We start from the raw sequence: 15,770 nt of genomic DNA, 5'->3' as shown, positions 1-15,770 counted from the left end.
TTTGAAAGAAGTATTTAATGAAAAGAGCAACTCAAGATAACAATTTCATCCGAATTTCTTCCCCATTCGGTAAAGATGCCATCATACTAAACTCGTTTGAGTATAAAGAAGAGATCTCAGAACTTTTTTCATTGCGTGCTAAAGCTTACTTTAATGATCAACGAAGTGAGTTAAACGAAATTATTGGTAAGGAAGTTACCATTACCCTTGAAAATAATGAGGATGTTTCATCAAATCCTCGTTATATGCATGGTTACGTTTCTGCTGCAAGATTAGAAGGGAAAAGGGTTTCTAATACACATAAAGGCGAAAATTATAAAAACATAGAATTATTAATAGAGCCTAAATTACGTTTCGCTGAATATCGAAAAAATTGCAGAATATTTCAGCATAAAGATATAAAGGAAATTATCTCTGAAGTACTATCGGAGCATAGTGTTGCCTTTAGTTTTGAGCTAACCAAGTCCTATCCTAAATACACGTACAAAGTACAATATGAAGAATCAGATCTTGAATTTGTTCGACGTCTGTTATCGGAAGAGGGGCTATCATTTTGTTTTACACATACTAAGTCCGCCCATACGCTCAATATTTTTGATGACATCAGTTTTTATAAGCCGGGTACTGAGTTTTTAGTCGATTTTGATACAGGTACGGCGAAATCTAGCCACATTTCTTCTTGGCATGAAACGCAAATTCTGACTACTAAAGCGAGTCAAAAGTCAGGCTATAACATGCTCAAGCCTTCTTCGAATCCTAAAAATACTGCAAAGGGTGAAAGTGATTTTTTTACAGTGCCTGAAAGCGAGTATTTTGAATACATGGGTGAAATGGAGAGCAATGATCAATACGCACTGAGAAACACGCATGCAATAGAAGCACTACAGCAAAATGCATATTTGTGTCGTGGCGAGGCTACGTGCAGAACATTCAGTGTGGGCAAGTGCTTCAAGTTTAAAAAGCATGAAGATAAATCTCGAGTCGGCAAAGAATATGTACTGTCTTCTGTTTTTTTGTCTGCTGCTGTTTATAACCAGACTGGTCAAGGTGGGACCGGTGCGCAAGGTGTCAAAGTCTCGTTTAGTTGTGTTGACTCAAAGACAATCCTGCGTCCTTCAGTTAACTACCCGAAACCTCAGATGAAAGGTTTGCAAACCGCAGTAGTTACGGGGAACAAAGATGGTGAAATTTACATAGACAAACATGGCCGTATCAAAGTTCAGTTTCACTGGGACCGTGTTGGTAAATACGATGTAAATAGTTCATGTTGGATTCGTGTTGCGCAAAATATTGCAGGTAACGGATGGGGGTCGGTGTTTCACCCTAGAGTCGGACAAGAGGTCATCGTCGAGTTTGTTAACGGAGACCCTGATCAACCAATCGTTACGGGGTCACTATATAACGGTAGTCAACTCCCTCCTTACGCTTTACCAGAGCAAAGTTCTCAGAGTGGTTATAAATCACGCTCTGTACAAAAAGGTACATCCAATTTTAATGAGTTGCGCTTCGATGATAAGCCTGGTGAAGAGCACATTTATCTTCATGCTGAAAAACTGTTCCAAATGCTAGTTGAAGACTGTGTTGATATCGCCGTTGAAAACAGTAAAACCGAAAAAGTGACCAATGATGTTAATCAAGAGGTTGGTCAGAACGCGAGCTTGAAAGTAGGTAAAAACTTTTCGAATGAAACGGGTGAAGTACTGTCTTTTAATGCAGGAAAGAGCGTCGAGATCAAAGTAGGTGGCGCTTCTATTCAGATGTCTAGCTCTGGAGAAATCAATATCAAAGGTAATAAAATATCCATTAACGGCTCAGCTATTGCTCTTAAAGCTGGGCAAATTTCATTGAACTAAGGTGATTTAAAGTGGGTAAACCAGCCGCAATTTTGGGCAGCTTTCATCTTTGCCCTAAAAAAACAGGAAAGATACCGCATGTCGGTGGTCCCGTCGTTGTTGGTTCACCAAACGTAACGATTGGCGGGATACCTGCGGCAAGACAAGGCGACAAGCTTATTTGTATCGGTCCTCCGGATAGTATCTCTGCAGGTTCTTCTAGCGTAACAATCAACGGTAAACCAGCCGCGAGAGTCGGCGATTCAACGTCTCATGGTGGCAAAATTCTATCTGGTATGCCTACGGTTTTAATCGGAGGCTAGATGCCACTCGCATTTCAAACGCATCTTCTATCCTTTAATGGCCGTTCACACACCGTTCGCGAGATAGCTGATGATTCTTTTAGATTGTCCGAGGAAATCCGACCCCCTGACTTTGCTCAATCAATAGATGAGCATATATTAAGCCTCGTGCGCTCTGAGCGCGAGAGTCTTGAGCAAGCTGATATCAAGGGGAATCTCTGTGTTCTTTTACCATCTTCGGTGGACAAAAGTTTGCTTAAAGCATTGATAAGCGAGCTTTCTATTTTCGTTGGCCAAACTGTCAATACTGAAATTTACTTTTATCCTTATGGCCAAGCTGCATTTTTGATGGCACTAAATCGGATAAATCGTGAAGTTAATGAAACGCAAGCGACTTGGATACTGGCTATAGAGGTTACGAGTGATGTAGAAGGGCATGTCAAACCTCAAAGCTCTATCATTTTAACCAAGTGTTTTTTTCGACATTCAGGTCTTGTGCCTGATGTTGTTCGAATTGATTTAGATGCCAAACAACAACGCATCGCCGTGGACAAGGTGTTTAAGCAATTAGGAGTAAGTTGTGAACATCCACTCAGTCAATTGTATTTATCCGTTAATAAGGAAGAACCGCAATGGTTAAACTCAATGCAATTCTTGTCTCCGTGGGTGACCGATCAAACTCAGTATCAATTTGTTGATATCAAACTTGGCGGATTGGGTGCATGTGGCGGCGTTTTAAAAGCGTTAGTGATTGATGAGCTTCAAAGAAGCAGCCCCTGCCCAGACTTTCACGTGTTGCAAGCGGACATCGAGTCAGATGGCTATGCGGTAGGAGTAATATACAATTGGCGTAGTTAATAGGTCTGGCTATTGCTTTTCCTTCTAGTAGTAGCTGAGGTTTTAGTGATGCAAATGTTATGGGGGATTGACTCGAAACTGGCCCTTTAATGATGTTTGGACAATGACTAGGCGCAGCTTGCTTTTCAAAATAGCTTTGCTCACCGCGTTTTTACAGTGTTCTTCTCGCTTTCTGATTAAATAGCCAGCCATAGAACACAAACCACATGAAAAGCTGTTCGACTCAAGATATCCTTACCGAAATTAAATAACTTGAGTTTTGGCTTGTTCGAGATCCCACCCGTGACGCATTCCTTTTTATAAACGGTACATGGACTCTGACAGAAGCAAGCCTACTCATAGAATTGGCGGAAAGTGAATTCGAATGAAGTTTATCCACACCTCAGATTGGCATCTTGGTCGACAATTCCACAACGTATCACTACTCGAAGATCAACAAGCAGTACTCGAACAACTGATTAACTATATTGAACGCAACCCCGTCGATGCAGTTGTAGTGGCGGGAGATATCTATGACCGTTCGGTGCCACCAACGGTTGCAATAGAACTGTTAAATCGAGTCGTGAAACGCATTTGTACCGAGTTAGAAACACCAATGATATTGATATCTGGCAACCATGATGGTGCAGAAAGGTTAGGTTTCGGCTCAGAGCAAATGAAAAATGCAGGTCTCCATATTGTTAGCAACTTTGAAGAGATGCTCACTCCCATCATCATAAAAACGGACTCTGCGGACGAGGTCGCGTTTTATGGTATGCCTTATAACGACCCTGAACAGGTCAGGTTTGCCTACAAAGCCTCGGTATCCACTCATGATGAGGCTCATCAATTGCTTGTTGAGCAAATTAAAGAGCGCTTTATCTCTAAGCAAAAGCGCGTGCTCGTGAGTCACTGTTTTGTTGATGGGGCTATCGAGTCAGACTCTGAACGACCATTATCTATTGGTGGTTCTGATCGCGTGAGTCATGAACACTTCTTAGATTTTGACTACGTCGCACTTGGTCATTTGCATCAGCCTCAAAAGAAAGGCGCAGAGCATATCCGTTACTCTGGCTCTCTCATGAAGTATAGCTTTGGTGAACAGAACCAGAGAAAAGGTTTCACGTTAGTTGAACTGGACAAGAAAGGATTCGTTTCTGCAAAGCATATTGATCTTACGGCTCCTCATGAAATGCGTATTGTAGAGGGCGAGCTGGATAAAGTTATTGAGCAAGGGAAAACAGACCCCAAGAATGAAGATTATTTGTTAGTTCGTTTGATGGATAAACATGCGATTTTAAACCCAATGGAAAAACTTCGTTCAGTGTATCCAAACGTTTTACACCTTGAGAAACCTGGCATGTTAATTGGGGTAGAGCAGGAAATGGCGCAAGCAAAGTTGGCGCGAAGCGAAATTGATATGTTCCGAGATTTTTTTATTGAGGCGCAAGATAGCCAGTTGTCTAAAGAGCAAGAGCAAGCTGTTACTGACATTATTAAGCAATTATCACAGCAATAGGGACCAAAGATGAAACCAGTTAAACTAACCATGCAAGCCTTTGGTCCGTTTGCAAAAACTGAAATCATTCATTTTGAGAAGCTTGGCAGTAACCCTCTATTTTTGATTAATGGTCCTACAGGTTCCGGTAAAACGTCGATCTTAGATGCCATTTGCTTCGCCCTTTATGGTGAAACCACAGGTAATGAGCGACAAGGTATTCAGATGCGGTGTGACTTATCCGCGCAAGACTTACCAACCGAAGTAGTTCTCGAATTTTCGTTACACGGCAAACAATACCGAGTTGTTCGATCCCCTGAGCAGGAAGCGCCCAAGGCCCGTGGTGAAGGGATGACGATTAAAAAGCACACTGCGGCTCTTTATGAACTCGGTGAGACTGAAACGCTTATCACCAGCAAGACGACTCAGGTTAAAACTGAAGTTAGCAATATTATTGGCTTGAATGAAACTCAATTTCGTCAAGTTATGGTGTTGCCTCAAGGAAAATTCCGAGAACTGTTGCTTGCTAGCTCTAAAGAGCGTGAAGAAATTTTTGGCCAGCTCTTTCAAACTGATATATATAAAAAAATTGAGTACGCGCTCAAAGATAAAGCGAGTGCAATTAGTAAAGCGAAAGGCGAATTTGATAATCAAATTCGAGGTGCTTTACAAGTTGCAGAAGCGAGTTCTGAACAAGAACTATTACAACAACTGGAACAAGTAACTAAGCAATTAGAGTCTGATAAAAAGAATGAGCAAGCAGCGTTAGATAAGCTCAATACTGCTAAATCTGAATTGCAAAAAGCGGAAACCTTGAATGGAGAGTTTTCGAAACGAGAGCAAGCAGAAAGCGCACTCAAGCTGCATCTAGAACACTCAGATTCGATAAAAGCTCGTCAACAGCAATTAGAAAACGCTAAAAATGCCAATAAGATAGAGTTGCCCTACATCTCATTACAAAATGCAAAAGCTCAAACGCAAGAGCTTAGGCAAAAAATCGTAGCTTTGGAAGAGAGTCTCGAAAAAGCTAATGTCGTTGCGAGAGAACAAGAAAACTTGCAGCAAAGTGCAAAAGAGGCAGCGGCAAAGGTCTCGCAGTTAACGCAACTGCAGTATCAACTTGAAAGTATGAAAAACAAGTTGGTCGAGAAAGACAATTTGGAAAGTAAAATAACGGCGGGTTATCAACAAAAACAACAATTTGAAGCAACGTTAAAACAGTACATAGAACTAAAAGATAAGTTAACGTTACAGGCCCAGCAGGGACAGAAGGAGCTAGAGAAAGCACGAGTTGATGTTGCGCTTATTGGCAGCATCGATGCGGAAATAAAACAAAAACAACGGCTGTTACAGGATCTACAAAAGCTGCATGATCTTACTTTAGAGCTCTCTAAACTCAATGCGCTAACTGTAGGCAAGCAGCAGTCACTACACGAAGCCAGTCAGCGCTATATGCAGCGTCAACAAGCCGCTGATACGATAGAGCTTAAGTGGCACAACGCTCAAGCGGCAGTATTAGCGCAGCGACTAAAAGCAGGTGAAGCATGCCCGGTGTGTGGTAGCGAAACGCATCCTAACCCCGCAACGTTTGTTGAAGAAGCCGTTACAAAAGAGCAAGTTCAGGCGGCTAGAGCTAAAGAGCGAGAAGCTCAAACCTTGTTGAACCAACTAAGCAATCAGCTAGAACAACATAACGTTGTCATTAGTCAGTATCAGAATCAGTGTAACCAGTTGAAAGAGGAGTTGGGTGAGTATGCTACATCTGAGATCTCGACGGTTCAAAATGATTTGCAAGCGCTTAATGCTCAACTCCTACGTCTACAAGCTATTGATATTGAAAAACTAGAAAGGAACGTTGAACAGCTTAATCAACGCTGCGTCGTGGGTGAAAATAAAATTCATGAGCTGCAGAATCAAATGGCGGCAAATGAATCAACCGTTAAAGCGAACCAAGAACAATTGGCTCAATTACAAGCTTTTATTGACCCAAAATACAGTTCCGCTGACTTGCTTGAACGTGAAATTTTGCTGACAAAAGAGCAAATTCTGAGTTTGAACACAGGCTTAGAAAAGGCGCAAAACGCTTTGCAGCAAGCGATATTGGAGAAATCAAATGCGGAAAGTCACTTAGCGACGAACAAGCAGTGGTTATCTGAGTCAGAGCAAAAACTTAGCCAAGCAGAATTAGCATGGAATGAGGCACTACAGGCGAGTAAATTTGAGGATGAAAGCCATTATCTAAGTAGTCGAGTGGGAGATGATGAACTTCAAGCCTGGCAGCAAGAAATAGACAGTTTCAAACAGGCACAAACCAAGCTTGAGCAAACACTACATGATTTAAATCATGCATTGAAAGATCTTGAAAGGCCTAATTTGGAGTCGTTTAACGACAGGTTAACCACTCTGCAGGCGCAATATATTGAAGTAAGGAATCAACTTGATACCACACGCTCAATATTTGAACGTCTTGAAAAGGTTCGTAAAGATATTGCCGTGTTGCATGAGAAAAATAGTAAGTTAGAAGAAGAATACAAAGTCTTTGGTACGTTGTACGACGTTGCTAGCGGTAAAACAGGCAGCAGGGTTAGCCTACATCGCTTTGTTCTTGGTGTACTGTTGGATGATGTGCTGATTCAGGCCTCTCAACGCTTAAGCCTTATGAGTAAAGGGCGCTATATTCTTGCTCGAAAAACAGAGGGCTTCAAAGGCGCAGCGGGTCGCGGCTTAGATTTAATGGTTGAAGATGGCTACACAGGAAAAACGCGTGATGTTGCGACACTTTCCGGCGGTGAATCATTTATGGCAGCGCTTGCTCTGGCACTTGGTTTGTCGGATGTTGTGCAATCCTATAGTGGCGGTATTCGTTTAGACACTTTATTTATTGATGAGGGCTTCGGTAGTTTAGACCCAGAGTCTTTAGATCTTGCTATTCAAACGCTAGTGGACCTGCAACAGACTGGGCGCATGATCGGTGTTATTTCTCACGTTTCTGAGTTGAAAGAACAAATGGCGCAGAGGATTGATGTTGAACCATCAAGACTTGGTTCAACGGTGTCGATTAAATCTCAATGTCGCTTCGCTGTCTAATTCAGTGATTACTGTTAGATCAAAAAGCCCCTATTGTTAGGGGCTTTCTGACTAAGTCGCTACTGTTCGCAAAAGTGGCCTTCTTTTGGCGATTGGGTAATCGCATATTCGCCATCGAGGTTGCGATAAACAATCGTGTTCCAAACAGAGCCATCATCCAATTCAAACTCAATAGCATAGTTGACGCCGCTAACGATTTGCGCGTGAACATTCAGTATTTGTTTAAACGACGCTATTGTGTCCATTTTCTTTAAAACAAAGGCCATTGCCTTTTGTGCATCAGGGGTCGCGTTAAACTCATTCCACCCACCTGGCATGTTTCCTTGTGCATTACATACATCTGCCGAGGTCGTTAATTGTGTCGTTTCGCTCGGCTTTTCCTGCTGACAACCTGCAAGTAACACCAAAAGTGCACAAACTGACACTGTTTTTAATTTCATAACAATAACCTCTGTCTATAACGCAACGTATTATAGGAGGGTGATATGCCTACGAATGTCTATGTTGTGCAAAGTTTCTATATGCATAGGGTTAAATGCTGACAAAATGTACAAGCATGGTCAGCTTGTAAGTCAAAAATAGAGCAATCTTGTTATCGATTTGCTGAGATGACGAGGTTTCGGTGTTCAGCGCGCTATTGATGATGAAGAATTGTGATGTGTACCTATGAGGGCGATGGTGCGGCTTAGTGATCGATTTGTTATCTTCTAGAGTAAAATCAATCACTAATTAAAATTTAGGTGTTGTATGAAATCGATAAAAATATTTTTACTTTTGTCACTTGCAACTTTATTTGGTTGTACTTCGAAGCCGGATGGGGTGGAACCCGTCAATAATTTCGATTTAGAGCCATATCTAGGTAAGTGGTACGAAATTGCACGCCTAGACCATTCATTTGAGCGAGGCTTATCCAACGTTACCGCTGAGTATCAGGTTCGCGAGGATGGTGGGGTTAAGGTGATAAACCGTGGATATTCCGAAGAAGAGCGACAGTGGTCAGAAGCTGAAGGCAAAGCTTATTTTGTTGAAGATAAAACGGTTGGACACTTAAAGGTTTCCTTTTTTGGGCCAATATACTCTTCTTACATTGTTTTTGAGCTAGGTGAAAACTATGACTATGCGTTTGTTTCCGGTTACAACCACGACTATTTGTGGCTATTGTCTAGAACGCCTAACGTTGATGAGAAAGTAGTGGAGCGCTTTAAGTACGTAGCTAAAGAGAAAGGTTTCGCTATCGACGAGCTCATTTTTGTTGAACAAGAGAAACAAAGACAGCTTTAAGTTCATCAGCGTGGCTGAAAAAGCGGACAGAGGGGAAGCTTCCTAATTAAGAGCTCAGTTTGTCATTTCGCTTAACAGTAATTTGTTACGGCGTAACTTAATGTGGTCAAAATGGACATAGCCCCATCATTTGTGATTACTCGTGATGGGGCTTATATAAATTTGAGTGAGCGTCGAAAGGTTGCTCTATCAACAAACGGTTATGGTTTACTTAATCAAACGAACGATCAGGGAACCTGGTGCTCGAATAGATTCAACATTGTGGCTAAGTACTGTGCCGTTTGTTGGGGCGGTGTAGCGTTTAATCTCAGCGCCAAAGCTGTCGTATTGAATCGCAAGAAGTTGGCCTTGCTCGACAAAATTCATCAAACTGACATGAGGCAGTACAAAGCCGCCGTGTGTCGCTTTCACACTGACGATTTCGTTTCCTTCCAAGCATGACGTAATAGGGTCCATATCACCTTCAACAATGCTATGCTTTTTCAGCACATTAAAAATGCCTGTTACAGTTCGACTGATAAGTTCTTGCTCGGTGTATCGCCCCATACCTACTTCAACTGTAATGCTTGGGACACCATGGTTATTCCAAACCGTTTCAAGGACGCCAGCATCTCCAGGATCATTTAAAATCGCATCAGGATTAATGAGACGAGCCATTTCTAATGATTGCTCGATTCGGAAATCTGCAAACACGTAAAGTGGATAGGCCGCACCACTGGTTTGAGTGTGAAGGTCAATGGCTAAATCAGCATTTGGCTTGAGCAAATCATTCCACAATGCATATAAGTAACGTTGGGCCTCATTGCCGTTTTGGTCACCAGGAAAAAAGCGGTTTAAGTTTGCAGGAGACGCATCAGGATCTGCGGAATAGAAATCGCGGCTGTGGTTTAGCATACCTGGCATGTTAATGGTTGGAACAATAGTGACAGTACCAGCGACTTCAGTGCCGATGAGCTCTCGAGCAGTTTTCTGCGCTGCTAACACACCATTGTACTCATCACCATGAACCCCTGCGGTAATCATGATCTTCTTGCCAGGTTTTTCACCTTTGAACACTAGCACAGGTAGGTGTTGCCACTGAGAGAGAGCATTCGTTGCGATGCGAAACCAAAACTTATGCTCGCCCGAATTTAGGTCTGCTACATTGAGAGATTGAATCACTTGATGACCTTGAATCACGTCATCGAGAAATTGTGTTGCCATTAAAGTTACCACTCCAAAACCATAAGCTAATCTAAAACCTTAGCGTCGTCATACCATGAATATTAATAAGGCGAGAACATGTCTCGCCTTAATTACCAATTGGCTTCGTTTTACGCAAAACCCATAATATGAGCTGCGATAACGACGATACTTGATAGGGTAAAGAGTAATAGAATAAATCGCCAGCAGAATTTTGCCCAGTCACCCCAGTCGATACGGCAGACACCAAGCGTTGCCATGAGAGATGCCGAAGTAGGGACGATAACGTTAGTAAAGCCATCGCCAAGTTGGAATGACAAAACTGCCACTTGGCGCGTAACTCCTGCAATGTCTGCCAGAGGGGCCAGTAGAGGCATCGTTAGTGCCGCTTGTCCTGAGCCTGAAGTGACAAAGAAGTTGAAGATAGATTGGAATACATACATTAACCATGCTGCAGCTACGTCAGGAAGCCCACTGATCACGCCGCCAGCACTGTTTAGAATTGAGTTCAGTACACTCGCTTCATCAGTTGTACCACCACCAAGGATCAACAATACCCCTTTTGCACAACCCACTAATAGGGCAGGTGCAAGCATAATAGCTGCACCTTCTTTAAATGCATCAGCTGCGCAGTTTAGCGTCATACCGTTTAGGCGGAAAATCGTACCGATGATCGCGACAACAAAGCCCATAGTGAAAAATTGAGAAGCGATTTCTGGGATGTACCATGCGTTAGCGACTACGCCCCAAACGACCCACACCGTGGTCGCAATAACCGTAAGGATAACGAGTGTGTCACCTAGGTTCCAACGAGAATCTTGATTGCCAAGCTCTTGCTGACGGAAATACTGGTCTGTGCGATGGCTGTAAGAAAGTTTAGGATTTGACTTCACACGAGCGGCGTAGATCATTGTGAAAGCGATACCGATTAACGTAAAGCCAGCCCATAACCCCATGCGCACTGTCATGCCGGATAAAACAGGTACACCCGCAATGCCTTGCGCAATAGCGACGGAAAAAGGGTTCATCCAAGAAGTAGCGAAGCCAATTTGAGTCGCAACATAGGTAACCATCACCGTAGTGATACCATCATAACCAAGGCGAACCATAAGCGGCGCGATAATAATCGCAAATGCTACGGCTTCTTCACCCATACCAAATACCGCACCGCCTAGCGAAAACAGCAAAAATAGCACTGGAATGAATAGCGCTTCGTTACCTTTGGTCTTATCGATAAGGCGCAGGATACCGTTATCGATAGTGCCTGTGCGCATTACAACGCCGAAAGCACCGCCGATAACCAACATGAACATAATCACGCCGATTGCGCTGCCCCATTTAGAGCCAGAAACTAGACCTTCGAAAGGGAAGTTCATCAGACCAATGCCACCACCAGAAGCAAACAGGCCAACTGTGTTGTAAACCAACTCACCGTTTTCGTCGGTTGCATAAGAGAAAGAAGAAGGATCGATAACTGTGCGAGTTTTTTCTGCACCGTCGACCATGTAGGTCACCTGTTGGCTATCAAAATGACCAGCAGGAATTAAGTAGGTAAGAATCGCAGCAAGAATACCAACAATGAAGATCAAAATGAGGGTATCTGGCATCTGCCACGACTTAGGGGTAGCAACCGAGTCTGCTGGTTGCGCATGTGTGTGAGACATAACTTACTTCACGTCAAATTCAATAAAGCATGAAATATCGATAAAATAGAATAAAAAGTCAATATTAATGCTTATGTTGAACTATAAATTCATCAAATATTTGAAGTGAAGTTAATTTGATTGTTTTGTGGTCAAATGTTGGGTTAATGTTTCAATATGCGTTGAGTTTGGATGATTCACGAGCTTTCATAGTACATCTACAGGTGATCTAATCACTTGATTTCTGTCTGTTCTGCATAAAAAGCAGCGACATCACGAAGGTCTTCATCATTTAACATTTTTAACTGTGCTGCCATCATTTCTGCAAGTGGCCCTTTACGCTCACCGGCTTGATAAGATTTCATTGCATTGTAAAGGTACTGAGCATTTTGACCAGCAAGGCTTGGATAGGTGTTGTTCGTTGCGATGCCTGTAACACCGTGACAATAGACACAGCTAGGTGATTTGATTTTACCTTTATCAGCATCACCAAACGGCTCGGCATGGATAGCGGAAGAGAAAATAAAAGAGATTAGAAGTACAAATCTGAGCATGGAGGTTATCTATTCGCTAAAAATCATGCCGGTACAATAAAGCTTCCCCTTAGGGGAAGCTCAATGATCAAAATCAAATTAAAGTAGAGATTTTATACTTGATAAGAAAGTGTCGATGTCTTTCGCTGAAATATCTTTATGAGTTACAAAACGAATTGGATTTCCAGGGGTTATCGTGATGTTTTGTTCCTTTAGTTTCGCAGCGATACTTACTATGTCCACTTGAGGATCAAGCTTCGCGAACACAATGTTCGTTTGAACAAATTCAGGGTTGACTGAAAAACCAGGCAGTTCTGCTAAACCTTCCGCTAAGGTTTTTGCGTTGATGTGATCTTGTTTTAGCTGTTCCACTTGTTCGGTAAGGGCAAGTTTGCCTGCTGCGGCAAGAATACCCGCTTGACGCATACCACCGCCGACCATCTTTCTTAAGCGACGTGCTTTTGCGATGTAGTCTTTGCTACCAAGCAGTAGCGAGCCAACAGGGGCAGCCAGACCTTTCGACAGACAGATCGTCATTGAATCAAAGTACTGACCGATCTCTTTTACCGGAACATCAAGTGCAACGGCTGCATTAAAAACGCGAGCGCCATCTAGATGCATCTGCAAGTTATGTTTATTCACGAAGTCACGTGCTTCTGCTAAGTAAGACAGAGGTAGTACTTTACCATTAATTGTGTTTTCTAAGCTGAGAAGCTTAGTGCGAGCAAAGTGACAATCATCTGGTTTAATCGCAGCAGCCAGTTTATCAAATGGTAGCGTGCCATCTGGGTTATTTTCGACTGGTTGAGGTTGAATTGATCCCAAAACCGCCGCGCCACCAGCTTCGTATTTGTAGTTATGTGCTTGTTGCCCACATAGATATTCATCTCCCCGCTCGCAATGCGCCATTAAACCGAGCAGATTGGCTTGAGTGCCTGAAGTGGTAAACAAAGCTGCTTCGAAACCAGCAAGCTGCGCAGCAAATTTTTCAAGCTCATTGACCGTAGGGTCATCACCATAAACATCATCCCCAACGGGGGCCTTAAACATGGCTTCTCGCATGGCTTGGGTGGGCTGTGTAACGGTATCTGATCGAAAATCCATGAATGTCTCCTTGGTCAAAGTCCTAAATATATCCGCAAAGGCGCGCTTTGCTTAAGCAGGCGATCGTTTTGGCATCGGTGATCGTGCCATCGACAATCTTTTCTTCGAGTTGCTTGATTGACAAGGTGACGACCTCAATCACTTCGTCTTCATCGCACTCGTAACGGTTTGTTTTATTGAGCTTTTCGGCAACAAATAGATACTGTATCTCATCACAAAATCCGGCAAGAGGGGTGACTTGGCCGAGAGACGTGAATTTCTCTGCACTAAACCCAGTTTCTTCCTCTAACTCTCTTTTGGCGCAGCAGAGTGGCTCTTCGTTGCCTTCCCTGGTACCAGCAGGAAGTTCCAATAGCCATTTATTAAGTGAAGGCCGAAATTGGTGGACAAGGACAATCTCACCCTCCGCTGTAATAGGGAGAATCACTGCAGCGCCCGGATGATGGATTGTGGTGTGCGTAATTGCCTGTCCTGTAGGAAGCATAACGTCTTCTTCAATCAGAGAAATTTGCTTCCATTTATGAATTATCTTGCTCATGCAGTTATAAACCCTAGCTGTTACCGCATTTTTGACGTTTTTCGACATTAACCACAAATGGTGGGAAACAAAAGCAAAAAATACTGCAACACGACGAAAGCGTTTGCACTTTAAGTGAGCAATGTCTCATAAATGGAAACTTTGATTGCTTCGTCAAGAAGGGGAAAAGCATCTGCTATAAGGGGAATTCGACAAAATACATTTGTAACAAAGTTATAACAAGTGTATAAAAATGTTAACGCAATACCACTTCAGCAGCCGGAGAACGTATGACACAAACCTTATTTACCTCAAATGCCGAAAAAGCGCTTCTCTCAGAACGCATCAATAAATTGGCGAAAGCGTTAACGGATGGCGTTTATGAGCGTGAACATACGATCAAGCTCTGCCTTCTTGCTGCACTTGCTGGTGAAAGTGTTTTTCTTTTAGGCCCCCCTGGTATTGCAAAAAGCTTAATTGCCAAACGACTCATCCAAGCGTTCGATAACAGCAGTTACTTCGAATACCTGATGACGCGCTTCTCAACCCCTGAAGAGGTGTTTGGGCCACTGAGTATCCAAGAGCTAAAAGACAACGGCCGTTATGTTCGCTTAACTAAAGGGTATTTGCCAACTGCACAAGTCGTATTTTTGGATGAAATCTGGAAGGCGGGGCCTGCAATTCTTAACACATTGCTGACAGTGGTTAATGAGAAAACATTCAAAAATGGCAGCGATATCGAGCGTGTGCCAATGCGCCTGTTGGTATCGGCTTCCAATGAATTACCCGATGAAGATAGTGGATTGGATGCCCTCTACGACCGCATGTTGGTGCGTGTGTTTGTGAATCGAATTCAGAATAAACAAAACTTTAAGTCGATGTTGACTGTGGGCACATCGCAAGAGGCACAAGTACCAGAAGGCCTAGCGATAACTGATGAAGAATATCATCAATGGCAACAACAGCTCGACAAATTGACGCTAACCGATAATGCATTCGAAAAGCTTTTCCAGCTTAAAACGATGTTAGAAAGCAAAGTTGAAGCTCAGTTTGGTGATGTGGCCAATACCGACATGTATGTCTCTGACCGCCGCTGGAAGAAAGCCGTGAAGTTGTTAAAAGCGAGCGCGTTTTTTAATGGTCGCGATGAAATCAATCCGCTTGACCTTCTACTGCTGCAAGATTGTTTATGGAACAGTCCTGAATCGCGAGATGTGGTACGTGAAGTGGTTCAAGAGTTCGCCTTAAAACATGCATTTGATCAACAAGACGCGGAGCAGGAAATCGAGTACTGCCGTGAGTCTTTGGTTGATGTTCAACATGAACTTGAAGATGCCTACCGCATGACGTTAACGTCTGAAGCGGCAACGGGTATTTTGCGCAAAGAAACCATGCGCTTTGATACCTCTAAAGCCAAGATGTACAAAGTTGGCGCAGCCGTTAACTTAGTTAAATTGGTGGTCTTGCAAAGCAACATGTCGGTTTCAGAATCAGAAAAAGGTGATAGCCGCTGGGTTTATGTACCCAAAGATGAGTTAGATCGAGTCATTAAAGAGGGAAGCGGTGATGTGTATGGTTACGTCAATCAAAACACCAACATGTGCCGTTTACGATTTGACGTTGACGCGGCGAATAACCTAGTTATCCGTGATATCGCGAACCGAGGCATTCTGGTTAGCCTAGTGACTCAAGAGGGCTTGGATGTAGAGCTTTACCAAAAGTGGTTAACGCAGAGCGAAAAAGCCGTAAATCAGCTTAGTGAGGCAGAACACCATATGCGTAAGGTGAAAGCGAACTTTCATGATGCGCTTCCGCATAGCTTTGTTGATCCTGAATTACCCCGCCTAATGGAGTCGAGTCTGCAACAGGTCAGTCAGAGACTTGAATCAATCCAAGCAGAAAGTGAAAAAGTTATCCAACGCTTTAAAAACTTAAATCAGTTTTTCTCATAAGG

At 43.0% G+C, this 15,770-nt stretch carries 13 protein-coding genes; 7 read left to right on the top strand and 6 right to left on the bottom strand.

Annotation, left to right across the window (positions count from 1 at the left end):
• Nucleotides 1-17 precede the first annotated feature (17 nt).
• From tssI to R7Q11_RS06110, 5 genes are all read left to right on the top strand, one after another.
• Nucleotides 18-1,853 (top strand): type VI secretion system tip protein TssI/VgrG, encoded by a 1,836-nt coding sequence (tssI, locus tag R7Q11_RS06130; protein ID WP_225466282.1) that lies wholly within the window; start codon nt 18-20, stop codon nt 1,851-1,853.
• Between the two features lie 11 nt (nt 1,854-1,864).
• Complete coding sequence (locus R7Q11_RS06125; protein ID WP_005375969.1) at nt 1,865-2,155, top strand: PAAR domain-containing protein; 291 nt, start codon at nt 1,865-1,867, stop codon at nt 2,153-2,155.
• Nucleotides 2,156-2,992 (top strand): NAD/NADP transhydrogenase subunit beta, encoded by an 837-nt coding sequence (locus R7Q11_RS06120; protein WP_213907645.1) that lies wholly within the window; start codon nt 2,156-2,158, stop codon nt 2,990-2,992.
• Between the two features lie 364 nt (nt 2,993-3,356).
• Nucleotides 3,357-4,490, top strand: a complete 1,134-nt coding sequence (locus R7Q11_RS06115; protein ID WP_005375971.1) for an exonuclease SbcCD subunit D — start codon at nt 3,357-3,359, stop codon at nt 4,488-4,490.
• A 9-nt stretch (nt 4,491-4,499) separates the two neighbouring features.
• On the top strand, nt 4,500-7,556 hold the full coding sequence (locus tag R7Q11_RS06110) for an AAA family ATPase (protein ID WP_225466281.1): 3,057 nt from the start codon (nt 4,500-4,502) through the stop codon (nt 7,554-7,556).
• A 59-nt stretch (nt 7,557-7,615) separates the two neighbouring features.
• Here the strand turns inward: R7Q11_RS06110 and R7Q11_RS06105 are convergent, their stop codons facing one another.
• The gene (locus R7Q11_RS06105; protein WP_005387498.1) at nt 7,616-7,996 is read right to left on the bottom strand and encodes a cystatin domain-containing protein; all 381 of its coding nucleotides are present in this window, start codon (nt 7,994-7,996) and stop codon (nt 7,616-7,618) included.
• A 307-nt stretch (nt 7,997-8,303) separates the two neighbouring features.
• On the opposite strand from R7Q11_RS06105, the gene R7Q11_RS06100 reads away from it, so the two are divergent.
• On the top strand, nt 8,304-8,837 hold the full coding sequence (locus tag R7Q11_RS06100; protein WP_017820207.1) for a lipocalin family protein: 534 nt from the start codon (nt 8,304-8,306) through the stop codon (nt 8,835-8,837).
• Between the two features lie 207 nt (nt 8,838-9,044).
• On the opposite strand, the gene R7Q11_RS06095 is transcribed toward R7Q11_RS06100, so the two are convergent.
• The 5 genes from R7Q11_RS06095 to R7Q11_RS06075 form a co-directional block, all read right to left on the bottom strand.
• Nucleotides 9,045-10,040: a succinylglutamate desuccinylase/aspartoacylase family protein gene (locus tag R7Q11_RS06095; RefSeq protein ID WP_017820206.1), complete on the bottom strand. Its 996-nt coding sequence runs from the start codon at nt 10,038-10,040 to the stop codon at nt 9,045-9,047.
• 110 nt (nt 10,041-10,150) lie between these two features.
• Nucleotides 10,151-11,683, bottom strand: a complete 1,533-nt coding sequence (gene yfcC / locus R7Q11_RS06090; protein WP_205460993.1) for a putative basic amino acid antiporter YfcC — start codon at nt 11,681-11,683, stop codon at nt 10,151-10,153.
• A 212-nt stretch (nt 11,684-11,895) separates the two neighbouring features.
• A complete protein-coding gene (locus tag R7Q11_RS06085; protein ID WP_017633643.1) occupies nt 11,896-12,216 on the bottom strand; it encodes a c-type cytochrome in 321 nt (106 codons plus the stop codon).
• Nucleotides 12,217-12,294: 78 nt separating this feature from the next.
• Nucleotides 12,295-13,299, bottom strand: coding sequence for a low-specificity L-threonine aldolase (gene ltaE / locus R7Q11_RS06080; protein WP_005375978.1), 1,005 nt, complete (start codon nt 13,297-13,299; stop codon nt 12,295-12,297).
• Nucleotides 13,300-13,321: 22 nt separating this feature from the next.
• A complete protein-coding gene (locus tag R7Q11_RS06075) occupies nt 13,322-13,837 on the bottom strand; it encodes an NUDIX hydrolase (protein WP_017820203.1) in 516 nt (171 codons plus the stop codon).
• Nucleotides 13,838-14,106: 269 nt separating this feature from the next.
• On the opposite strand from R7Q11_RS06075, the gene R7Q11_RS06070 reads away from it, so the two are divergent.
• The gene (locus R7Q11_RS06070) at nt 14,107-15,768 is read left to right on the top strand and encodes an ATPase RavA domain-containing protein (RefSeq protein WP_005375980.1); all 1,662 of its coding nucleotides are present in this window, start codon (nt 14,107-14,109) and stop codon (nt 15,766-15,768) included.
• Nucleotides 15,769-15,770 lie beyond the last annotated feature (2 nt).

Source organism: Vibrio sp. 970 (assembly GCF_033339075.1).
Note: the sequence above shows the minus strand (reverse complement) of the source record. Positions and strands in the feature narration are given on the sequence as shown.